The organism is Gordonia heveisoli (assembly GCF_030315745.1).
Classification (GTDB): Bacteria; Actinomycetota; Actinomycetes; order Mycobacteriales; family Mycobacteriaceae; genus Gordonia.
On the sequence record NZ_JASXSH010000007.1, the window covers coordinates 169,745 to 191,781 of the forward strand.

Here is a 22,037-nt window from a genome sequence, read left to right on the forward strand (position 1 = left end):
AACCGGATGGGCTCGGCGGTCGTTGGCTGCTGCAGGGTAGAAGCCGAGCCTCGCCCAGTACAGTGGGCACAAATCGATGAGCAATGGTCCGAACGGCGGACCGGGTAACCCCGACTCGCCATGTCCGGATTGTGGACTTTTGGAGAGTGGGTCAGGTGAGCGTCCGCGGGCCGGCAGGTATGCCGACACTGTCACGCAAGAGCAAGATCGCCATCGGGTTCGGTGTGGGGTTGCTGGTGCTGCTCCTCGTTGGGCCGCGCCTGGTGTCGATCGCCACGGATGTGTTGTGGTTCCGGGACGTCGGCTATTCGTCGGTGTTCTCGACCATCGCCTGGACCCGCATCATCCTGTTCTTGATCACCACGCTGGTCGTCGGGCTGATCATCTTCGGGGCGGTGGCGATGGCCTACCGTTCGCGGCCGGTGTTCGTGCCCAGCAGCGGTCCCAACGATCCGCTGGCCCGCTATCGCACCGTCATCATGGGCAAGCTGCGGTGGTTCGGTATCGCGCCCGCACTGCTCATCGGTGTGATCGCCGGTCTGGTGGCGCAGGGGTCGTGGGCGACCGTGCAGATGTTCCTGCACGGCACCGACTTCGGGTACAAAGATCCGCAGTTCGGGATGGATATGGGCTTCTTCGCCTTCGACGTTCCGTTCTACCGGTTCGTGCTGAACCTGCTGTTCGTCGTCGTGGTGATCGCCTTCTTGGCAAATCTGGTCACCCACTACGTCTTCGGTGGTCTCCGCCTGGGCGGCGGTGGCAACTCGCTGACCACCGCGGCGCGGGTGCAGATGGCGGCCCTGGCCGGAACCTTCCTGCTGCTCAAGGCCGTCGCGTACTGGTTCGACCGCTATTCGCTGCTCTCCAGTGACCGCAAGCAGGACATCTTCCCGGGCGCCGGATACACCGATATCAACGCGGTGCTGCCGTCGAAGCTGATCCTGATGTCGATCGCGATCATCTGTGCGGTGGCCTTCTTCGCCGGGGTGGTGCTGCGCGACCTGCGGGTGCCTGCCGTGGCGACGGTGCTGATGGTGTTCTCGGCGCTGGTCATCGGTGTCGGCTGGCCGCTCGCGATGGAGCAGTTCTCGGTCAAGCCGAATGCTGCCCAGAAGGAAGCCGAATATATCCAGCGATCCATCGCGGCCACGCGCCAGGCGTATGGGATCGGCGGCGACAAGGTCACCTATCAGCGGGACTGGACGGCCAAACCGGCCACCCAGGACACGGTGAACGCGGACACGGTCACCCTGGACAACATCCGCATCCTCGATCCGAATGTCGTGTCCCCGACGTTCCGTCAGCAGCAGCAGCGCCGAAACTTCTACGGGTTCCCGGCGCAGCTCGCCGTGGACCGCTATCGCGTGGACGGACAGTTGCGCGATTACGTCGTCTCGGTTCGTGAGCTCGACCCCAGCCAGTACTCGGGTAACCAGACCAACTGGCTGAACAAGCATCTGGTCTTCACCCACGGTGACGGTTTCGTGGCGGCCCCCGCCAACCGGGTCCGGGAATCGGGCGACGACAACGACATCGACAGCGGCGGCGACCCGGTGTACTTCGTCACCGACACCACCAATGTCGGTAACGCCGAACACCAGCGCACCGCGCCGATCAAGGTCAACCAGCCGCGTATCTACTTCGGTGAGTTGATCGCCAAGGTCGACCCGGATTACGCGATCGTCGGTTCCGAGAACGGTCAGCCCCGCGAGTTCGATGGCGGCAGCGACGACGGCGCGCGCTACACCTATACCGCCGACTCCGGTGTCTCGCTGGGCAACTGGTTCACCCGTGCGCTGTATTCGGTGAAGTTCACCGAACGTAACTTCCTGCTGTCCAGCGAGATCAACTCGGCGTCGCGGCTGCTGTACAACCGCGACCCCCGCGACCGGGTCAAGAAGGTCGCGCCGTGGCTGACCGTCGACTCGAAGGCCTATCCGGCGGTGATCGACGGCCAGATCAAGTGGATCGTCGACGGATACACCACCCTCGACAGCTTCCCGTATTCACAACCGACGTCGCTGGCGACCGCGACCGCCGACGCCCAGGACCTGAATCCCGGGCAGACCGGCCGCAGCCAGGTGAACAAGACGGTCGGCTATGTGCGGAACTCGGTGAAGGCCACCGTGGATGCCTACACCGGCAAGGTGACGCTGTACCAGTTCGACACTCAGGATCCGGTGCTCAAGACCTGGATGAAGGTGTTCCCGGGCACGGTCAAGAGCCGCGCCGATTTCGACGCCAATCCGGCACTGCGCGAACATGTCCGGTATCCCGAGGATCTGTTCAAGATCCAGCGGGCGCTGCTGACGCAGTACCACGTCGATTCGCCGCAGACGTTCTTCCAGGGCAACGACAAGTGGTCGGTGCCGCCGGATCCCACCAACGACGATGCCGCCACCCGCGGTCTCGATCAGCCGCCGTACTACTTCGTCGCGGCCGATCCGCAGAACAAGAATCCGTCGTTCCAGCTGACCTCGGTGCTCAACCGGCTCAATCGCCCGATCCTGGGCGCCTACGTCACGGTGTCGTCGAATCCGGAGAACTACGGTCAGATGACCGTGCGTGAGTTGCCGGGCAACAATCAGCGATCGGGTCCGATCCAGGCGTTCAACCCGATGAAGACCGACGGTCGTGTCGCGCAGGCGCAACGTGACCTGCAGGCGAACGCGACAGTCACCTTCGGCAATCTGCTGACCCTTCCGGTCGGTGACAACGGCATTCTGTATGTGGTGCCGATGTATGCACAGGCGCGGGCCGACGAGGCGTATCCGCGACTGTTCCGGGTGATCACGCGCTACGAGGCCGGTGATCGTCCGGCCCGGATCGGTTTCGCGACAACGACTGCCGAGGCCTTGCGGGGCGCAGGTATCACGCCGGGGACGCTGGGGGTGCCCACACCTCCGACGCCGGACGGGCAGACGCCGAATCCGACCCCGAATCCCACGCCGACGCCGGCGACGCCGCAGCCGTCGGGTACCAACCCGGCGCGTGACGCCGCGGTGCAAGCGCTCGACACCGCGCTGAAGAATCTCGCCCAGGCGCAGTCCAGCGGTGACGTCGAGGCCTACGGCAAGGCGCTGACAGAGCTGAAAAAGGCTGTCACACAGTATGAGGCGGTCCAGCCCGGAGGCTGACCTGCCTCGTGCAGATCATGTGATGTACCCGTGAGATGAATTCCGCCGCGGTAGGGAAGTTCACCTACCGCGGCGGAAGTCTCTTTGTGGGGATGTGTGTTGTGGGGATGCCCCTGTGGGGATCGTTGGTGGCGTGGGCCGATCAGCCCCGGTACTCGCTCAGGTAGCGGCGAGTCTCGACGTCGGTGTTGTCGGGCATGACCGGGCTGTGATGGTGCCGGTGGATCAGTGTTCGGAAGATCGAGACGGCGCTGGTGAAGGCGGCGACCATGAGCAGCCCGCACAGGATTGCCGGGACGGTATCGCCGGACGCCATCGAAACCAGCCAGAGCGCGGCCATGGCGAAGCCGCCCAGGAACAGTAGGAAGGCGACGACACTCATCGGGTGATTGCCGTGGCTTTCATGGTGATGTACGCGGTGGGTTGTCATGATCCCTCCTCGGTGACCGATGGGAACAACGACCGCTGGTCGACAACGTCGGGGCCGTTGGTATCGCCGAGTCTACGCCGCGTGTGAGCTGAATCACATCAGTTCGTGACCGTTCGGTGTCGGAATGTTCATCGGCGGGCCGCAGGTCGGGGTAGGTGAGTGATCGGCGACACATGCATCTTCGCAGGTCAGTGGCGGTAGGTGAATGGATTTGCTCTGCGGGTTCACCGGTGTGTAACGTTGCTCTTGCAACGCGGGGTGGAGCAGCTCGGTAGCTCGCTGGGCTCATAACCCAGAGGTCGCAGGTTCAAATCCTGTCCCCGCTACCACGACACGAGGCCCGTCCGGAATCCGGACGGGCCTCGTGCATTTCGTCGTCGGGACGCCCGATATCTCGTCGACTACGATTTGGCCGGGTGCGACCATGGACCGGTGGAGATCACCAGTGCCGAGCAGTTGCGCGCGATCGTCGGGGAGCCGGTCGACCTCGTCATCAAGAAGGTCAAGTCCCACCTGTATGACGTCCACCGTGAGTGGCTGGCGTCGACGCCGATGATGTTCCTGGCGACCGCCGACGGTCGTGGGGGAGTGGACGTGTCGCCGAAGGGAGATCCGGCGGGGGCGCTCGTGCATGTCATCGACGACACTCGCATCGCCATCCCGGAGCGGCCGGGCAACAAGCGGGTAGACGGATACCTCAACATCCTGGCCCACCCGCATGTCGGCACCGTCTTCATCGTCCCCGGTCGGGGAGACACGCTGCGGATCAACGGATCTGCGCGGATCGTCGACGACGGTGACTACTTCGACGATCTCGCGGTCAAGGGCAAGCGGCCGATCCTCGCGGTGGAGATCGACATCGAGCAGGTCTTCTTCCACTGCGCCAAGGCGTTCATGCGGTCGGAGTTGTGGAAACCGGAGTCGTGGCCGGACGACGATCTGCCGTCGACCGCGCAGATCGCCAAACGGCTGATGCCCGAGGCCGACGAGCAGGCACTCGAAGAACGGTACGCCGAGGCCAACTATCGCAAGATCCTCTACTGATCGGGCTGCTGCTGCATCCCGGCGGTGAGTGCTGCCGATAGGGCGTCGGCGAGTTCGTCCGCCGGGGCGAGCGGAAGCGTGTGATGGCTGCCTGCGGTCAGGGTGATCACGCGTGCCGCCGGAATCGACGCACGAACCCGGTCGGCGATGGTCGCCGGATTGTGAATTCGACTGCGCGGGGCCAGGATCACCGTCAGCGCTGCGGTCAGTCCGCCCAACTGCGCGGCCTTCGGGCGCTTGGGCACGATGAGCTTGGGAGTGGGCAGCGCCGCGCCTGCGCAGGCTACCGTCACCCAGTCGGCGTCGAGACCCGCGGCGGTTAGGTCGGCGTGCTGTGTCTCCCAGGCCAGGAATCGGCGTTGCCGGGCCGAGGAGGGTCGGAGCAGCGTCGGCAGCGCATGCCACAGGTATCCGGCCCGCATGCCGGCGAAACACGAACTGGGATCGAGAAGTACAAGGTTGCGAACCCGGTCGCGGTGGTTGCCGAGCGCGAAGGCCAACGCGATCATCGCCCCGTAGGAATGGCCGACCAGATCGATCCGCTCGACCCCGAGTTCATCGAGGACGGCGGCCAGCCAGTTCAGGAGGTCGGCGGTGTCGTGGGGGCGGCCGGCGACCGGTCGGCTGCGCCCGAGGTCGCAGATCAGGTCGACACCGATGACGCGCCGATGTGCCGCGAGCGCGCCGACGATCGGCGTGTATGCGGTCGAGGTCGCACCGCCGCCGGATAGCAGCACCACCGGCACCTCGTCGGCGCCGGACGCTGGTGTGCAGATGTGCACACATGTGGTGCCGTGCGCGGTGGTGACGTCGAGCGATTGTCGGTTCGGCCACTGCTGTAACAGTGCGTCATAGGCCTGATCGAACTGTGCCTGGTCAGACAGGGTCATCAGGTTACCTCCACCATTTGGTAATTCGATAATCGAGAGACTAGGCCATCGAGGCGTCGCGTGGAAGTATGAGTTCATGTCCGCACCCCGAGCCGGCCGTGAGCGTTCCGACGACGTCGTCCACGACCTGCGGCGATTGACGATCGCACTCCACCTGTTCGGCGCCGAATTCGCTGCGCGTCACCACATGCATGCCACCGACGTACGCGCGCTCGTCGCGTTGCTGGATACCGTCCGCTCCGGCGAACCGGCATCGCCGGGTGCACTGGCGACCGCATTGGGTCTCAGCAGTGCCTCGACCACCGCGCTGCTCGACCGGATGGAGCGGGCCGACCTGGTCAACCGCACCCGTGACGAGGGTGATCGGCGTCGGGTCGCGTTGTCGGTCACCGCCCATGCCGAACGGCTCGGCGCGGAATTCTTCGGTGAGCTGATCGGCGGCGTGCTGGCCGTCGCCGACGACTACACCGCAGCCGAACTCGACCTGATCCGTGGATTCCTCACCAAGGTGACCGCGACGGTGGAATCGGCACGCGCCGGTTAACCCGATGCTCGTGCCCGGATCGGCCGTTCGGCGTGACAAACCGACCGGTCGGCGCAACCCAACGCGGTGGCAACGATCACATCGATACCCTGGACGTGATCTGGTGCGAAGCGAGAGGGATTGACGATGGGGCGATACGCCGAGGCGTTCACGCAGGCAGCCGACGACCAGGACGGGTTCTGGCTCGACGCCGCACGGGCCGTCGACTGGGAGAGTGCGCCGACCGTCGCGCTCGACGACACACAGGCCCCGCTCTACCGCTGGTTCCCCGATGCCACGCTCAACACCTGCCACAACGCGCTCGACCGGCATGTCGAGGCAGGCAACGGTGACCGTGTCGCCCTGATCTGGGACTCGGCGATGGTGGGGCAGCAGCGTCGCCTGACCTATGCCGAGCTACTCGACGAGGTTTCACGATTCGCCGGTGTGCTCGCCGGGCGTGGAGTCGGCAAGGGCGATCGTGTCGTCATCTACATGCCGATGATCCCCGAGGCCGCGATCGCGATGCTCGCCTGCGCCCGCATCGGGGCCGTGCATTCGGTCGTCTTCGGCGGCTTCGCCGCACCGGAACTGGCCACCCGGATCGACGACGCACGGCCGGTCGCCCTGATCACCGCCTCCGGCGGGCTGGAGCCTGGCCGCACCATCGAGTATCTGCCGATGGTGGCCAAGGCGGTCGAATTGTCGCAGTCACCGCCGACGACGGTCATCGTCAAAGATCGTGAACAGATTCCCGGATCGGCCGCCGACCACGACGGTTGGCTGGACTGGGGCACCGAGGTCGCAGCCGCCCAGCCGGTCGCGCCGGTGGCGGTGGCGGCGCCCGACCCGCTGTACATCCTCTACACCTCGGGTACCACCGGGAAACCCAAAGGTGTGGTCCGCGACAACGGCGGGCATGCGGTCGCGCTGACCTGGTCGATGAGCAACATCTACGACATCAAGCCCGGTGACATCTGGTGGACCGCATCGGATGTCGGATGGGTCGTCGGCCACTCCTACATCGTTTACGGCCCGCTGCTGGTCGGTGCCACGACGGTGATGTACGAGGGCAAACCGGTCGGCACTCCCGACGCCGGAGCGTTTTGGCGCATCATCGACGAACACAAGGTCAATGCCCTGTTCACGGCGCCGACCGCGATCCGGGCCATCCGTAAGGCCGACCCGGCTGCCGCTGAACTCGCGAAGTACGACATCTCCACTCTCCGTACCCTTTTCGCGGCCGGTGAGCGTTTGGACCCGGATACCTTCGGGTGGGCGAGCTCGGTGCTCGGGGTGCCCGTCGTCGACCATTGGTGGCAGACCGAGACCGGATGGGCGATCGCCGCCAATCTTCGTGGGCTCGAACCGATGCCGCTCAAGGCGGGCTCGCCGACTGTCCCGGTGCCCGGCTACCGGGTGGGCATCGTCGATGCCGAGGGCAAGGTGCTCGACGCGGGTGAGGAGGGCAACATCGTCATCGGGCTGCCGCTGCCCCCGGGGACTCTCTCCGGCCTGTGGAACGACGAGGAGCGTTACCGCAGTTCGTATCTCAACGCATTCCCGGGCTACTACCTCACCGGCGACTCGGGCTACCTCGACGACGACGGGTACGTCTTCGTTCTCGGCCGCTCCGACGATGTGATCAACGTGGCCGGCCACCGATTGTCCACCGGCAGCATCGAAGCCGTGGTCGCGTCGCACCCGGCGGTCGCCGAATGCGCGGTGATCGGCATCCACGACGACCTCAAGGGCCAGCGCCCCAGCGGCTACGTCGTGCTCAAGGCCGGCGTCGACATCGAACCCGACACGCTGCGTGCCGAACTTGTGGCGATGGTGCGTGAGGAGATCGGCGCGGTCGCCACCTTCCGCGACGTCACCGTCGTCGGGGCGCTGCCGAAGACCCGCTCGGGCAAGATCCTGCGTAAGACGATGCGTCAGATCGTCGACAACGAGGACTACACCGTGCCGTCGACCATCGAAGACCCCGACGTCCTGACGGCTCTCGCCAAACAACTCGGCGGCTGAGCCCCGACCGAAAATCGGGGAAGAAGATTCTTCCCCGAGTTTCGGTCTTTCCCCTGGTTGTATCCAGGGGAAGAACCCGAGAGTCGGGGAGGAACTCGTCCCCTACTTTCGGTTTCCCCGACTTTCGGTCAGCAGGTCGACGCGGCCGGACGGCCGGCGAAGCGGTCGGCCGTCCAGCCGAGCAGATCACCGATCAGTGCTGAGTCGGTGGCGGCAACCAGGTCGATGTGTCCGCGCCCGGGATAGGTGCGGTAGTCGATCACCGACCCGGCCGCACACTGCCGGGAGACGAAGTCGCGCTGGGCAGTCGGGGTCACCAGCGAGTCGTCGGCGCCCTGGCCGATGAATACCGGCATCGACAGTGGCGCCGACGGGATGTTCTGGACGAGGCGTCGACCCATCGCGCCCTGGGTCGGGTCGCCGGCGAAGAACCGGTTCCCGACGATCAGCGACGACACGATCGAGACGAACACCTCCGGCTCGGCCAGACAGCGGGCCGCCATCTCCCGCAACGGCAGGCGCGCCGCGACGCGGGCCAGGTCGAAACCGATGTCGGGGTATTCCTGCCGATAGGCTTCGAGCACGTAGGCGGCGAAGATGGCGCCGCCGGTCATCTGTTCCAGGCTGGCCACCAGCCCGGTCAGGTTGGCGGCCGGGGCGAGCGCGGCCACCCCAGCGAGCGGGACATCGGGTGCGTAGGTCGGGGCGAGGATGCCGGTCCACAATGCGGCATGGCCGCCCTGGGAATGCCCCCACACCACCGTCTTGTCGGATAGTCGCAGTTCGGTGAGCATGCGGGCCGCGCGGACGGAGTCGAGCACCGATCGGCCCTCACCCTGGCCGATGAGATAGGGGTGCGGACTCGCGGTGCCCAGCCCGATGTAGTCGGTGGCGACCAGCACCCACCCGGCGTCGACGACCTGCCGCAACGCGGGCGTCGCGCCCGCGGTGAACGGATCGTCGAGGATGGAGGGAGCGCAACCGCGGGCGACGCCGGTGGTGCCGTGCGCCCACGCGATCACCGGATGCGGTTGTGCGCCGGGTGTCTTCGGCGCGACGACGAGCGCGCTGGCCAGCGCGGGCCTACCGTCGTCGCGGGTGGAGGTGTAGAGGATCCGCCATGCCCGCGCATTGTCGGGGACCTGTCGGTCGAAGCTCTCCGCACGCAGCAGGTGCCCCGGTTCGGCGGGAATTTCGTCGGGGGCGTCGTAGAAGGCGTCCGGTCGCGGCGTGTTGACCTGCGCGATGACACCAGCCGCTCCCAGCGCGAGGGCCGCGACGAAGGCCACCGCCGCGAGGATGGTACGTCTGACCCGGTCCGCGCGGGTGGGGACCTGATCGTCGCCCTGCGCGCGGCCCCGGACGGCATCGGTGAGACGCCCGAAACCGAACCACAGCAACCTTATTCCGACGACGACCGCCACCACGAAGATCGTCACATCAGGCCACGACAATGCCACCGACCCGGCGACGATCGCGGCGGCCCCCAGCAGGGCGTCGGGCAACCGGTTGTCGCCTGCGCGGCGCACCGCCCCGATGAGGTCGAGGACGCCGGTCACGATGAGGCCGACTCCCGCGGCCACCGCGATGACCCAGACGGTCACCCCCGGCCACGCGAGCAACGCGACCCCGACGATCAGCCACAGTGCGGCCGCGGCAGCGGTCAGGAGCGGAGTGCGAGTACCACGGATGCGGAGTGCCTCGTGGACACCGAGAACGCCACAGCCGAGCCCGACACCGATGGCCAGCACCGGTACCGACGCGAACGGTTTGAAGACCAGGAAGACGCCGACCACCACGGCTGACAGGCCCAGGACCGCGGCGGTCCACCGGTCGCGAGTGCTCATCATGGCGTGATCGTAGACGGCGGAATCGGTGGGTCCGGCCTACCGACGCGGGGCCCGGCGTTTTGCCGGTAAGGTCACCGGACATGGGAGCGGGCGACCGGCGGGCACGGATATGAGGCCCCGTTATCGCGACTCTCATCCAGAACTGCCCTTCGACCCCGACACCGATGCCGACCCCGCCACCCGGGTTCCGCTCCACCGGCGTCCGACGATCCTGCTGTGGGTATTCGCCGGAGGTCTCCTCGGCACCGGTTTACGCGCGTGGATCGAGGAGTTGTGGCCGACCGGGGCCGGGCAGTGGCCGTGGGCGACCTTCCTGATCAACGTCGCCGGTGCCTTCGTGCTGGGTGCGCTGCTGGAGGGCCTCGGCGCTGCCGGGAACGACGAGGGCTGGTGGCTGCGCGCCCGTGTCTTCGCGGGCACCGGGATCTGCGGGGCCTTCACCACGTACAGCACCTTCGCGTTGGAGGTGTCGTTGCTCGGCCGTGACGACGCGTTCGGGCTCGCGATCGGATATGCGGTCGGCAGCGTGGTCGCCGGCGTACTGGCGGCCTGGCTCGGCATCGCGCTGAGCGGACGGTTCGTCCGCAGTTCGGGGACGGTGTCGTGATCGTCGCGGTGATGATCGCCGGGGCGGTTGGTGCGCTGGCTCGGTTCGTCCTCGACGGCGTCGTCAGTCATCGGCTCGCACGGACCGGGCGGGCCGCCGGATTCCCTTGGGCCACTTTGGTGATCAATGTCACGGGATCGCTGGTGATCGGCGTGCTGGCGGGGCTGGTCATCTTCCACGGCACTTCCGAAAACCTGAAAGCTGTGCTGGGCACCGGCTTCTGCGGCGGCTATACGACATTCAGCACAGCCAGCTTCGAGGCGGTACGTCTGGTCGAACGGTCTCGGCGTCGGGCGGCCTTCGCGTATGTATCCGTCTCGGTCGTGGGTAGCGTCGCGGCGTGTGCGCTGGGGCTGTTGCTCGCGTGGTGGTGAGCCGCCTCGACCGTGCCCTTCGCCCGATCGGGTAGGTGCCCACCGGGCACTCAGGTAGTGCGCTACTCACGAATTCCGATGTCGGCGTACCTAGGTTGAAGGTACCGAAGTCTCGCCGAAGACCAGGACTTCACCGACCGGGAGCGACTCATGGCATTCATCTACACAGTCGTGGCAGGGGATTCGTTGTCGAGCATTGCGCAACGCTTCTATGGCGATGCGTCGTTGTTTCCGATCATCGCCCAGGCCAACGGGATCGCCGATCCGAATCACATCGAAGTCGGTGCACGGCTGACGATTCCGGACCGGGCGCCAGGAGGGCGGACCTACACCGTGGTCACCGGTGACACGTTGTCCGGTATTGCGCAGCGCTTCTACGGCGACCCGACGTTGTTCCCGATCATCGCGCGGGCCAACGGAATCGCCAATCCGGACCTCATCTTCGCCGGTCAGACCTTGACGATCCCGGATCGTCCGCCGCGTCCGGCGCCGACTCCGCCGCCGATGCCGCCGATGGACTTCGCCGGGCAGCTGCCGTTCGCGAGCGAGGAGATCGGCGTCTACCAGCCGTTGGCCGGATGGCTGGGGCGCCTCAGCACCCAGCGCGCCGAGCGATTGACGGCGCGAGCCGATTTCGCCGACGATGCCTTTTTCGGTGAAGCCGCCACCTCGCTGACGGTTCCGAGTCTGCGTGCCCTGGTCGACGGTCTCCAAGGGGTGGCCGCGCAGGGCTTCCTGTCGCCGGTGGGTCTGGTTCAGTTGTTCCGGCAGTACTTCTTCGAGTTCGACACATTTCTCGGCGCGCCGTCCGGGCACGTGTGGATCACGCCGGGCGGCACCGTCGAACTGGTCGAGAGCAGCATTCGCAAGACACAGATCGAACGCTTCGCGGAGCAATCCGAACAGTCCACGCGTAAGGCCGAGGAAACACTCACCGACCAGGACGACCTCGCGGATGCGGTGAAGCAGGAGAACGCGACCGACACGAAGCTCGGCGCGAGCGCGACGGCGGGCGGCAAGTTCGCCGGCTTCTATCACGCGGATGCCACCGCCAGCTTCAGCGTCGCCACTGCGACCAAGAAGAGTTCGGAGAGTACGCATAAGCGCAGCCGGACGCAGAGCGCGAAAGTCAGCAGCGAGATCATCCGGAACTTCAAAACGACCTTTCGCACGGTCAGCGAGACCACCGATACGACCAGTCGGCGCTACGTGATATCCAATCCCACAACACAGTTGGTCAACTATGAACTCCGCCGCAAGATGCGCAGGGTCGGTGTACAGATGCAGCATGTCGGAACCCGGCTGAGCTGGCAGACCTTCATGGACGACCCGGGGGCCACGCTGGGATTGGGTGAACTCATCGACGTGGTGCCGGCGCCGGACACGACATCGGTCAAGAAGCCGGACGCGCCGCCACCGCTCGTCGTCCAGACAACGCAGTTCACCGATACGTTCCCGATCATCAAGTTTCCCGGGACGCAGGATCCTCCGGAAGTCAACCATGAGTTCGTGTTTCACGACCACAATGCGCCGAACATCCGCGATCATGACAACGCGCGGCACATCGTGGCCTCCCGGCAGTACACACCGGTGCCGCCGGGAAACGGGTATGTGCTCTCGGCGGTTCGGCTGCTGTCGGCCAAGAGTCAGGGCAGCAACATCACCTTCGTCCCGCAGTTGCCGTTCGATCTGAATGACCCCGCGCTCGCCGATCCGGCCTCCGGCAAGTTCACCTTGTTCGTCGATCGGCTCAATACCGGGGACAAGAGTCCGATTCAGCTGGACTTCAGCCTGACCTGGCAGCCTCCGGCCACCGATCCGGTCCATGAGCAGTACGCGCGTGATCTCGCCGAATACGAGAAGAAGATCGCCGACGTGCAGCGCCGCGCGTATGTCGATGCCGTCCGCGACCGGGTCACGACGATCAGCCAGGTGCGGTCGCGATCGCCGGAGGACCTGCGGTGGGAGGAGCGTCAACTCGTCTACGGCAGTCTGATCCGGAATCTGAAACTCTTCGAGGATCCGCATCTCGGCGCCGAACTTCTGCGGCAGGTCTTCGATGTCGACGAGATGCTCTACTTCGTGGCACCGGACTACTGGCGCCCGGGCGTCGTCCCCAAACCGCCGGTCGCCGAGAACAATGTCGGGCATGTTCCGGTGCCCAAGGTCCCGGACCCGGACAATCCATCCGCAGATGTCCTCGCCGGGGACAGCGTCGTGGGCTGGTATTCACATACCGCGAGCAACAACGCGATCGCCGCCGATCGATCGGCCTCAGCGCAGTGGCGGATCAACTATCCGATCACCTCCGACAGTCAGGCCGCCCCGCTGGGCAGCTCGCTGGGGTGGCTGATTCAGATCGACGGTGATGAGCGCCGGAATCAGTTCCTCAACGCTGCCTGGGTGAAGGCCGTTCTTCCCATCCGGCCCGGACACGAAGTGGAGGCCATGGACTGGCTTGCCAAGGCGAATGTGGAAGGGGAAGCGGGACTGGGAATGCCCTATCCCGTCCAGCCCGGTGACCCTGCGGAATACCAGGGCAAAACCGTTCGTGAGGTGCTGCAGATTCTGGCTACCGATCTGCAGAAGACGAATGCCGACATCACCAACACACTGGCAACGGAGAAGGTGTTCGAAACCGGCTTCGACCCACTGGAGGGCGGATTCCGGCCTGCGGCGCCCTTCGAACTCTTTGATCAGTGGATCGAAGTCCTGCCCACCGATCAGATCGCCGCGGTCGAGGTCACCTACGACCCGCGCACCGGTAAGCAGCTATGAGTGCGCTGTGGATCCACTCAACGAACGACTCGGATCGTCACCCCGCGCACTGAACTCGGATGCGTTCTTCGCGGCGGACAGGTCGACGACATCGGTCAGCAGACCTGTCTCGGTCATCGGGCTGAACGCCAAGGGGCAGGACACGGCGACGGTGACCACAGCACACATCCCCGGATTTGCGAACCGGCACACCACGACCAGGTTGCCTGCACCCGTGGCCAACCCGTTGCCGCACGATCGGCGCGACGCGAAAGGCAAGCCGGACACCACGATCGCCGGGTGGACCCACATGGTCAACTATGTGGCCTTCTTCTCCGCCTCGGCGGCACGAATCATCCCGGGGGCCTCCGGACAGCCGCGACTGGCGGTGAAGATCCTGTTCGGTACCGGAACCGAGTACTTCCGTCACGGAGTGTGTGGTGCGGTGGTCGGGGCGGTCGAGCCGACGATGCTCATCGTGGTCCCGGGCATCGAGCCGAAGTACAAGATCGACTTCGTCAATCCGCGCGACACGTCACAGAAGAAGTCACTGCGAGCGAACAATCGGTGGGGTATCGGCATCACGGTTGCCAGCATCGAAGCGTTGATTGCGGCGCATTTCGGCAGGCTCGTCGACTACGACATCGTCGTCGGCGGCGCCTTCAGCACGGGATACCTCGGCTTGCACGGATCGGTGATGAAACGATTGTTCCCCATCGACCGGCTTCGCATCGCCGCGATCTACGACTGCCTGTACGGCACACTGGCGTCGTCGCTGGATCGGATCACCTCGATGGTTCCCAGCTGCCAGGTGATCGCCTATGTCGCGACCGGAGGCGGCAACAGCTTTCGTGACCCGGGCAAACCGAGTCTGAGTTCGCTCATACTCGGCGGACGACCGCGGTGGAACTATGTCGACCTGATCGGGAATCGGACGTTTCACAGCATGACGTCGTCGCGCCTGGTCAGCGAGGGGAGTTCCAGCGCGACACCGATCATCACGACGCTGCCCGCGGACTATTCCGCCAGGCTGACGGCGATGACAGCAATTGCCCCGCCCCGCAATACGGTGTTGAGCGACCCCGCCATCATCGCGCGGGTCCGGGGGAGTACCCCCGCCGGAGTCGGCCTGGCCGGCTTTGCGGCCGACAAGGCTCATGCGCGGACGATCGCCGACCTCTTTGCCAAGGTCGGGACTACGCGGGCATGTATCGAACGTGGACAGCTCCTGGGCTGGCGTGCACCCGCGGGCGAGGAGTGGCACGACATGCTGCTGGTCGAGTTCGCCTGGGAATGCCTGAGCTGACACGAGGGGCGCCGCGACCGTGTCGCAGCGCCCCTCGGCGGTCGGTCTTGGATTCAGACCAGTTGGATTCAGCCCCAACTATGTTCAGCGCAGCTCGGCGCTGCTCTTGTTGAGCACACGGCGGGCGATGATCAGCTGCTGGATCTGCTGGGTGCCCTCGAAGATGTCGAGGATCTTCGAGTCGCGGGCCCACTTCTCGATGAGCAGACGCTCCGAGTAGCCGAGCGTGCCGGTCAGCTCCACCACCTTGTTGGTGACGTCGGTGACGGTGCGGCCGGCCTTCGCCTTCGACATCGAGGCTTCCAGCGAGTTCGGCTGCTTGTTGTCGGCCATCCAGGCGGCCCGCATGGTGTGCAGGTAGGATGCCTCGAAATCGGCCTCCATCCGGATGAATTCGGCTGCAGCGGCATGCTGGTCGGCGGCCGGACGGTCGTAGTCGATCTCGATGCCGGCCTCTTCGAGGATGCGGCGCAGCTCTTCGAGTGCGGCGCGGGCCACGCCCACCGCCATCCCGGCCACCAGCGGCCGGGTGTTGTCGAAGGTCTGCATGACACCGCCGAAGCCCTTCTTGGTGTCCACCTCCGGCGACCCGAGAAGGTTGTCCTTGGGAATGCGGCAGTTCTCGAAGCGGATCACCGCGGTATCGGAGACCCGGATACCGAGTTTGTGCTCCAGACGCGCGATTTCGACACCGGGGTGCTCACGCGGCACCACGAAGCTCTTGATCGCAGCGCGACCCAGACTCTTGTCGACGGTCGCCCACACCACGATGTGGCTCGCGCGCGAACCTGCGGTGACGAAGATCTTCTCGCCGTTGATGACGTACTCATCGCCGTCGAGGGTGGCGGTGGTGGTGACCGCGGCCGAGTCCGAACCGAAGCTCGGCTCGGTGATGGCCATGGCGGCCCACACCTTGCCGAAGCGTTCGAGCTGTTCGTCGGTGGCGACCGCGGCGATGGCCGCGTTACCCAGTCCCTGGTAGGGGATCGACAGCATGAGACCCACGTCGCCCCAGCAGGTTTCGATCACGTTGACGACCGACTGCATATTGCCGCCGTTGGCCACCGAGCCTTCGGGCTTGGTTGGCTTGCCTGCGTTCTTCTTCTCCGCACCACGTCCGGCGTCGGCGCCCGCACCGGCTTGGCCGGTCTCGGCGAGACCGTCGTACAGGCTGGCCAGGGTGTCGAGTTCGACCGGGTAATCGTGTTCGCGCAGATCATATTTGCGCGAGATCGGCCGGAAGATCTCCGCCGCGGCCTGGTGGGCCTGATCGACGGTGACCCGAAGTTTCTTGGGCAGTTCGAGATTGATGCTCATAGGAGTTCTCCGTATTCCGGCGCCGTCAGAGGACGACGATGCCTTCGCCGATTCCCGCGCCGCGCAGGTCGCGGTACCAGCGCTCGACCGGATGTTCCTTGGTGAATCCGTGTCCACCGAGCAACTGCACACCGTCGAGTCCGATCTGCAGGCCCTTGTCGATGGTCAGCTTGCGGGCCAGCGCCGCCTCCCGGGCGAAGGACAGGCCCTGCTCGGCGCGGGCGGCGCCACGGAGGGTGACCAGGCGGATCGAGTCGACCTCGGTGGCGATGGTCGCGACCATGAAGGCCACGGCCTGGCGGTTGGAGATCGGCTCGCCGAAGGCCTCACGCTCGTTGACGTAGGGGATCACGTAGTCCAGCACGGCCTTTGCGGTACCGGCGGCCAGTGCCGACCAGCCCAGTCGCGACAGCCGGACGACATCCCGGTAGGCGGCGAAGGCGCCGTCTCCATCACCGATCAGTGCCGACGACGGCACGGCGACATCCTGCAGCAGCAGTCGGCCCATACCTGCGGCCCGCACACCCATACCCGGGTCGGCCTCGACGATCAGACCCTTGGAGTCGGATTCGACGATGAACAGGGCGGGTTTGCCGTCGAGCTGGGCGCCGACGATGAACAGCTCGGACGAACCGGCCGCGGGCACAAAGGACTTCACGCCGTTCAGGCGGTAGCCGCTGGGCACCCGGGTGGCCTTCGTCGACAGAGTGAAGGCGTCGAAGAGCGGTTTGGGTTCGGCGATGACGACCGCCGACTGCGGGACGTTCTCGCCGGCGAAGTCGGGCAGGTAGGTGGCTTGCTGTGCCTCGTTGGCGAAGTTGGTCAGCGTGGTCGCGACGCCGCTCGGTGCGAGCAGCGGCAGGGCCAGGCCCATGTCGCCGTAGGCCATCGCCTCGGCGACGAGCGCGTTGGTAACGACGCCCCGCTCGGCGGCCGCGCCGTCGAACTCCTCGGGCACGTTGATCATGGTGATGCCGAGTTCGGCCGAACGCTTGAGGATCTCCTCGGGTGCGGTGGCCGCGGCGTCGGCGTCATAGGCGGCCGGACGCAGGATCTCGGTGGCGAACTCCTTGACGGTGTCCGCGATCATCTGCTGTTCGTCGTCGGGGGTGAGGTTGAAGTAGTCCTTGGGGGTGGCGGTGAGGCGCTTGGCCTTGTCCGACCCGCCGCCCTGGGCGGCCTTGAAGGCGCGGTTGGCGGCGCCGAGGGTCTGGAAGCCGGTCTTGGTCGCCTGGTAGGCGATGCGGTTGATCGGTTCGCGGATCTGGTATTTTTCGGCGAACTCGGAACCGGTTACCGTCGACAGCACGCGCATCGCGGTGCCGATGAAGTTGCGGGGATGCGGGTTCTTGCCCACTGCGGAGGTGTCGCGGGGCTCGGTGTGGGTTGTCATGTTCACCAGCTGTTCTCCGGGTGTCTCCGGGTCGGGCCTGCTCAGATGGCCGAGCACCTTACTCGGCGGTAAGTCCAGACCTTACTCCTCGGTAAGAACTTTGTCACGCGCCGGCATTCGGACGATCGCCAATATGGCTGGCTAGGCTGGGTCGATGACCCCCGATCAGCACTCCGGCCTGCGGGTTTCCGAATCGTCGGAGACCGGCGTGCACGTCGGGGCGGCGGTCGGGGTGGCCGCGGCCGGTCTGATCGCGGTGGGTGTCGCGTGTGTCCTCAGTCCCGCGGCCGTGCAAGCAGGACCCGAACTGTGTCCGTTCCGCCGGCTGACCGGCCTGCCCTGTCCGGGTTGCGGCCTGACACGCAGCTGGGTGTTCCTCATGCACGGTGACGTCGGTGCCGCTGTCGGTTTCAACCTCGTCGGCCCGGTCGCGCTCCTGACGGTGCTGCTCGCGGTGGCCGTCGCGGTGTGGTCGCTGGCGCGGCGCCGGAGCGCGCCGTTGGACCGGATGCGCGACCTCGTCTTCGGCCGCGTGGGTATCGGGGTGGCCGTGATCTGGCTGGTATACGGGGCCGCCCGGATCGTCGATGCCGCAGTCGGGTCGGGACTGTTCCCGGCTGTCACCTGACGGGCGGTCCAGCTCAGACGGTCGTCTGCGACTCCGCGTCGAGCACCACGAACTCGGTTGCTGCGGCCTTCATCTCGGCGAGGCGGCCGTAGTGCACGCTGGTGCCGGCATCGGACTGGACGGCCTGGTGAATAGGTACTGCCACCCGCGGTGCCATCGCGCGCAGGTAGTCGACCGATTCGCTGAGCTTCATCCACGGCGCGGCCGACGGCAACGCCAGCACGTCGACCTTCTCGAAGGGGATGTAGAACGAATCGCCCGGATGCATGAACCGGCCGGACTGCTCGGCGGTGTCCAGGATGTAGGCGACGTTGTCGACCACCGGGATCTCCGGATGGATCACCGCGTGTCGTCCGCCGGTGAAGCGGGCCGTCACCGACCCCACCTCGATACCGGACCCGCTGTGCGCGGCGGTCCAGGTACCGGCGACGTCATCGGCGTTGAGCTGCCGGGTGGTCTGTGGGTCCGCGAAGAGCACGGCGTCCGGATTGCCGGCGACCAGATCGGGCAGCTTCGCGACATCACAGTGATCGGGATGCTGGTGGGTGATGAAGATGGCGTCGAGCCCGTCGATGCCGTCGAATCCGTGGGAGAAGGTGCCCGGGTCGAACAGGATGCGGGTCCCGTCGAGTTCGACGAGCACACAGGAATGGCCGAAATGGGTCAGCTGCATGTCTCCACTGTGCGCCACCGCGCGCGAGTTCTCCAGCCTGCCAGACCGCGTCGGTGGTCCGCTGGCCGAGACGGAGCCGACCATCGAGGCTTCGGCGCTGCCATCATCGGGCTGTCCCGCACCCCGGCGAAAGGCGCACGCGCAGATGATCAGCAATTCGTTCACCGAGACCTTCGGCGTCGCGCACCCGCTGGTGTGTGGCGGGATGACCGGCCTGGGGACTGCGGAACTCATCGCCCCGGTGGCGAATGCCGGTGCCCTGGGCTTCCTCACCGCGCTGACCCAGCCGACGCCGGAGGCGCTCGCCGCCGAGATCGCCCGCACGAAGGAGCTCACCGACAAGCCGTTCGGCGTCAACCTGACGATCATGCCGACCCGGAATCCGGTGCCCTACGACGAATATCGGGCGGCGATCGTGGAGTCGGGTGTCAAGGTCGTCGAGACCGCGGGTTCGAGTCCGGCGCCGCACCTGCCCGACTTCAAGCAGGCCGGGATCAAGGTGATCCACAAGGCGACCAGCGTTCGCCATGCCCTGTCCGCCGAGGCCAAGGGCGTCGACGCCATCAGCATCGACGGGTTCGAATGTGCCGGACATCCTGGCGAGGACGACGTGCCCGGTCTGGTTCTCATCCCCGCAGCCGTTGCGGCACTGTCGATTCCGGTGATCGCCTCGGGAGGCTTCGCCACCGGGGCGGGGCTGGCGGCGGGACTCGCCCTGGGTGCCTGCGCAGTCAATATGGGAACCCGGTTCATGGCCACCACCGAGGCACCGATCCATGACAACGTCAAGCAGCAGGTCGTCGCCAACGGTGAACGTGACACGGTCCTGGTCTTCCGCGAGTTCCGCAATACCGCTCGCGTCGCCCGCAATGAGGTGGCCGAGAAGATTCGCGAGATCAGCGCACGTCCAGATGCCACCTTCGCCGATGTCGCCGACCTGGCCTCGGGGGAGCGAGGCCGGACGCGAGTCCTGGCCGGCGGCGATCTCGACGGCGGCATGTGGTGGGCGGGTCAATCACAGGGACTGGTGCACGACATCGCTCCGGTCGCCGACGTCGTCGACGCCATCATCGCCGAGGCGACCGAACTTCTCGGGAAGCGGTTGCCCGCACTGGTGGGCTGACTCGCCGAGCGAGGTCGATCAGTCACTCACGCCGGGGGCGGTGCGAAGAACTCCAGCGCGATGTTGTCCGGGTCGCGGAAGGAGATACCCGACCCGTAGTGCGCATGTTTGATTCCGCCATGCGAGATGCCCAGCTCGTTCAGGCGCGTCACCCAGCCGTCGAGCTGGTCGGGGGCGCAGGCGAAACCGACGTGGTCGAGGCCGACGCGACGTTCGTCGAACGGTGTCGGGGACGCGGGGTTGGTATGGGTGTGCAGCCCGAAGAGCATGCCGCCGTCGAGGGCGAAGACGGTGTGGTGGAAGTTGCCCGACTCCTCGTCCTCGTCGAGAACGGGTTGGGCGTCGAAGAGTTTCGCGTACCAGGCGGTGCTGGCCGCCAGGTCGGAAACCGTGATCGCGACATGGCCGAGACCGGGAAAGGCGGGCATGGGGACTCCGTCCGTTGGCGACGTTGTTGCCGCCCTCCAACGGTAGGACGGGGCGGCCCTCGATCGCCGCCGATCGGTGGATCAGGCCCCGGTCGGACAGTCGGGGACCGACCGATCGGGTAGGTGCCTCCCGTGGGCACGAGACTCCAGGGCGGAGATCCGCATTCGAGCTGCGGTCATCCGGACCAGGTCATTCCGATGGTGCGTCGGCCTGTGGTGCCTCCAGAGCTGCGAGCACGCCGTCGTGGAGTGGGCCGTTGGTGGCGACCGCGCTGCCGCCGGCCGGACCAGGCGTGCCGTCGAGGGCGGTGAACCGGCCACCGGCCTCGCGCACCAGGATGTCCAGCGGCGCCAGATCCCACAGCGACACTTCGGGTTCGGCCGCAATGTCCACCGCGCCCTCGGCGACGAGACAGTAGTTGAAGAAGTCGCCGTAGCCGCGGACCCGCCAGACGGCGTCGGTCAGGCCGACGAACTCGTCGCGGATGCCCCGATCGGCCCAGCCGGACAGACTGGAGAAGGCGAGGCTCGCCGAGTCCAGGTCGCGTACGCCGGACACCTCGATGCGTCGTGGCTCATTGCCGTCGAATGTGGTGTGTGCGCCATATCCCGTTGCCGCCCACCAGGTTCGGCGCAATGCGGGCGCCGACACCACGCCGACGGCGGGTACGCCGTCGACGAGCAGTGCGATGAGCGTGGCCCACACCGGGACGCCGCGTACGAAGTTCTTGGTGCCGTCGATCGGGTCGATGACCCACTGCCGCCCGCTGAGTACCTGCTCGCCGCCGAATTCCTCGCCGAGGACCGTGTCGCCGGGACGCTGCGCCGAGATACGTTCGCGCAGCATGGTTTCGCACGCCAAGTCGGCGTCGGAGACCGGGGTGAGGTCGGGTTTGTCGTCGACCTTGAGGTCGACGGCCCCGAATCGGGCCATGGTCAGTTCGTCGGCGGACGCGGCCAGTGACAGGGCCAGTTGCAGGTCGACGTGCAGGCCGGTGGCGTCCGAGGTCATTGGTCGAGCGTACTGCGGCGCCGCGTCCTGCCGATGAGCCGACCCGAACCGGACACCACTCGGTAGGCTGAAGCGCATGTGGCTGACCTTGGTGTTCGTGATCCTGCTCGCCGCCGCGCTCGCGGCGATGCTCATCTCCCGCCAGCGTGGGCGCACCGCGGGCACCCTCGGCGGCGGTCAGATCGGGCAGTTCGTCCAGGGCACGCTGACCGTGACCGGGGTCAGCGACCGCGGCGACTCCGCCGTCGACAAGAACGGTGAACGATACTGCACCCTGTCGGGCACCATCGTCGGGCCCGAGACCATGCCAACCGAGGTGTACGGAACCCTCGTACTCGGCGCCGACCCGGCGCCCTACGTCGGCCAAGACCTGCCCGTCGTCTACAAGCCGAACAAGGCCGTGACCACCTGGCGCTTCGGTGCGCTGCCGTCGGCGCCGCCGTCGGCGGGGGACCAGTTCGGACCGCTCCAGTAGCCCGCCCGGCACCCGACAACTCCAGCGCTTCGGCCATTGCGG

General features: G+C 66.3%; 18 protein-coding genes, 1 tRNA gene and 1 pseudogene. 12 read left to right on the top strand and 8 right to left on the bottom strand.

Features of this window, described 5'->3' with window-relative positions; translation table 11 throughout:
* Positions 1–179 precede the first annotated feature (179 nt).
* Entirely contained in the window at positions 180–3,137 is a 2,958-nt protein-coding gene (locus QSJ18_RS08655; RefSeq protein ID WP_462476026.1) for a UPF0182 family protein, read from the top strand.
* A gap of 142 nt (positions 3,138–3,279) precedes the next feature.
* Here QSJ18_RS08655 and QSJ18_RS08660 read toward each other — a convergent pair whose 3' ends face one another.
* Positions 3,280–3,567, bottom strand: coding sequence for a hypothetical protein (locus QSJ18_RS08660; protein WP_286325961.1), 288 nt, complete (start codon positions 3,565–3,567; stop codon positions 3,280–3,282).
* 252 nt (positions 3,568–3,819) lie between these two features.
* On the opposite strand from QSJ18_RS08660, the gene QSJ18_RS08665 reads away from it, so the two are divergent.
* Both QSJ18_RS08665 and QSJ18_RS08670 read left to right on the top strand, forming a co-directional pair.
* A tRNA-Met gene (locus tag QSJ18_RS08665) sits at positions 3,820–3,896 on the top strand.
* A gap of 103 nt (positions 3,897–3,999) precedes the next feature.
* The gene (locus QSJ18_RS08670) at positions 4,000–4,611 is read left to right on the top strand and encodes a pyridoxamine 5'-phosphate oxidase family protein (RefSeq protein WP_286325962.1); all 612 of its coding nucleotides are present in this window, start codon (positions 4,000–4,002) and stop codon (positions 4,609–4,611) included.
* Here the strand turns inward: QSJ18_RS08670 and QSJ18_RS08675 are convergent.
* On the bottom strand, positions 4,605–5,501 hold the full coding sequence (locus QSJ18_RS08675; protein ID WP_286325963.1) for an alpha/beta fold hydrolase: 897 nt from the start codon (positions 5,499–5,501) through the stop codon (positions 4,605–4,607). The genes QSJ18_RS08670 and QSJ18_RS08675 overlap by 7 nt on opposite strands.
* 76 nt (positions 5,502–5,577) lie before the next feature.
* Between QSJ18_RS08675 and QSJ18_RS08680 the strand changes: the two genes are divergently transcribed.
* Positions 5,578–6,045, top strand: coding sequence for a MarR family winged helix-turn-helix transcriptional regulator (locus QSJ18_RS08680; RefSeq protein WP_286325964.1), 468 nt, complete (start codon positions 5,578–5,580; stop codon positions 6,043–6,045).
* A gap of 126 nt (positions 6,046–6,171) precedes the next feature.
* Positions 6,172–8,052 carry a propionyl-CoA synthetase gene (locus QSJ18_RS08685; protein WP_286325966.1) on the top strand — a complete coding sequence of 627 codons (1,881 nt, stop codon included), beginning with the start codon at positions 6,172–6,174 and terminating at the stop codon, positions 8,050–8,052.
* 128 nt (positions 8,053–8,180) lie between these two features.
* Here QSJ18_RS08685 and QSJ18_RS08690 read toward each other — a convergent pair whose 3' ends face one another.
* A complete protein-coding gene (locus QSJ18_RS08690; protein WP_286325967.1) occupies positions 8,181–9,902 on the bottom strand; it encodes a lipase family protein in 1,722 nt (573 codons plus the stop codon).
* Positions 9,903–10,011: 109 nt separating this feature from the next.
* On the opposite strand from QSJ18_RS08690, the gene QSJ18_RS08695 reads away from it, so the two are divergent.
* The 4 genes and pseudogenes from QSJ18_RS08695 to QSJ18_RS08710 all read left to right on the top strand — a co-directional run bounded on the left by QSJ18_RS08695 (position 10,012) and on the right by QSJ18_RS08710 (position 14,946).
* On the top strand, positions 10,012–10,509 hold the full coding sequence (locus QSJ18_RS08695; RefSeq protein ID WP_286325969.1) for a fluoride efflux transporter FluC: 498 nt from the start codon (positions 10,012–10,014) through the stop codon (positions 10,507–10,509).
* Between the two features lie 11 nt (positions 10,510–10,520).
* Entirely contained in the window at positions 10,521–10,883 is a 363-nt protein-coding gene (crcB, locus tag QSJ18_RS08700) for a fluoride efflux transporter CrcB (RefSeq protein ID WP_286326002.1), read from the top strand.
* Between the two features lie 162 nt (positions 10,884–11,045).
* Positions 11,046–11,348, top strand: a pseudogene (locus tag QSJ18_RS20240) (LysM peptidoglycan-binding domain-containing protein); the annotation flags it as partial.
* Between the two features lie 2,320 nt (positions 11,349–13,668).
* On the top strand, positions 13,669–14,946 hold the full coding sequence (locus tag QSJ18_RS08710; RefSeq protein ID WP_286325974.1) for a hypothetical protein: 1,278 nt from the start codon (positions 13,669–13,671) through the stop codon (positions 14,944–14,946).
* 84 nt (positions 14,947–15,030) lie between these two features.
* On the opposite strand, the gene QSJ18_RS08715 is transcribed toward QSJ18_RS08710, so the two are convergent.
* Entirely contained in the window at positions 15,031–16,263 is a 1,233-nt protein-coding gene (locus tag QSJ18_RS08715) for an acyl-CoA dehydrogenase family protein (protein WP_286325976.1), read from the bottom strand.
* Between the two features lie 25 nt (positions 16,264–16,288).
* The gene (locus QSJ18_RS08720) at positions 16,289–17,656 is read right to left on the bottom strand and encodes an acyl-CoA dehydrogenase family protein (RefSeq protein WP_286325978.1); all 1,368 of its coding nucleotides are present in this window, start codon (positions 17,654–17,656) and stop codon (positions 16,289–16,291) included.
* A gap of 154 nt (positions 17,657–17,810) precedes the next feature.
* Here QSJ18_RS08720 and QSJ18_RS08725 point away from each other — a divergent pair, with 154 nt between their 5' ends.
* Positions 17,811–18,284 (top strand): DUF2752 domain-containing protein, encoded by a 474-nt coding sequence (locus QSJ18_RS08725; RefSeq protein ID WP_286325980.1) that lies wholly within the window; start codon positions 17,811–17,813, stop codon positions 18,282–18,284.
* A 13-nt stretch (positions 18,285–18,297) separates the two neighbouring features.
* Here QSJ18_RS08725 and QSJ18_RS08730 read toward each other — a convergent pair whose 3' ends face one another.
* Positions 18,298–18,957: an MBL fold metallo-hydrolase gene (locus tag QSJ18_RS08730; protein ID WP_286325982.1), complete on the bottom strand. Its 660-nt coding sequence runs from the start codon at positions 18,955–18,957 to the stop codon at positions 18,298–18,300.
* Between the two features lie 145 nt (positions 18,958–19,102).
* On the opposite strand from QSJ18_RS08730, the gene QSJ18_RS08735 reads away from it, so the two are divergent.
* Complete coding sequence (locus QSJ18_RS08735; protein WP_286326003.1) at positions 19,103–20,080, top strand: NAD(P)H-dependent flavin oxidoreductase; 978 nt, start codon at positions 19,103–19,105, stop codon at positions 20,078–20,080.
* A gap of 26 nt (positions 20,081–20,106) precedes the next feature.
* Here QSJ18_RS08735 and QSJ18_RS08740 read toward each other — a convergent pair whose 3' ends face one another.
* Positions 20,107–20,508, bottom strand: coding sequence for a VOC family protein (locus QSJ18_RS08740; RefSeq protein WP_286325983.1), 402 nt, complete (start codon positions 20,506–20,508; stop codon positions 20,107–20,109).
* Positions 20,509–20,698: 190 nt separating this feature from the next.
* The gene (hisN, locus tag QSJ18_RS08745; RefSeq protein ID WP_286325984.1) at positions 20,699–21,520 is read right to left on the bottom strand and encodes a histidinol-phosphatase; all 822 of its coding nucleotides are present in this window, start codon (positions 21,518–21,520) and stop codon (positions 20,699–20,701) included.
* A gap of 76 nt (positions 21,521–21,596) precedes the next feature.
* On the opposite strand from hisN, the gene QSJ18_RS08750 reads away from it, so the two are divergent.
* Positions 21,597–21,995, top strand: coding sequence for a hypothetical protein (locus QSJ18_RS08750; RefSeq protein ID WP_286325985.1), 399 nt, complete (start codon positions 21,597–21,599; stop codon positions 21,993–21,995).
* Positions 21,996–22,037: the final 42 nt, after the last annotated feature.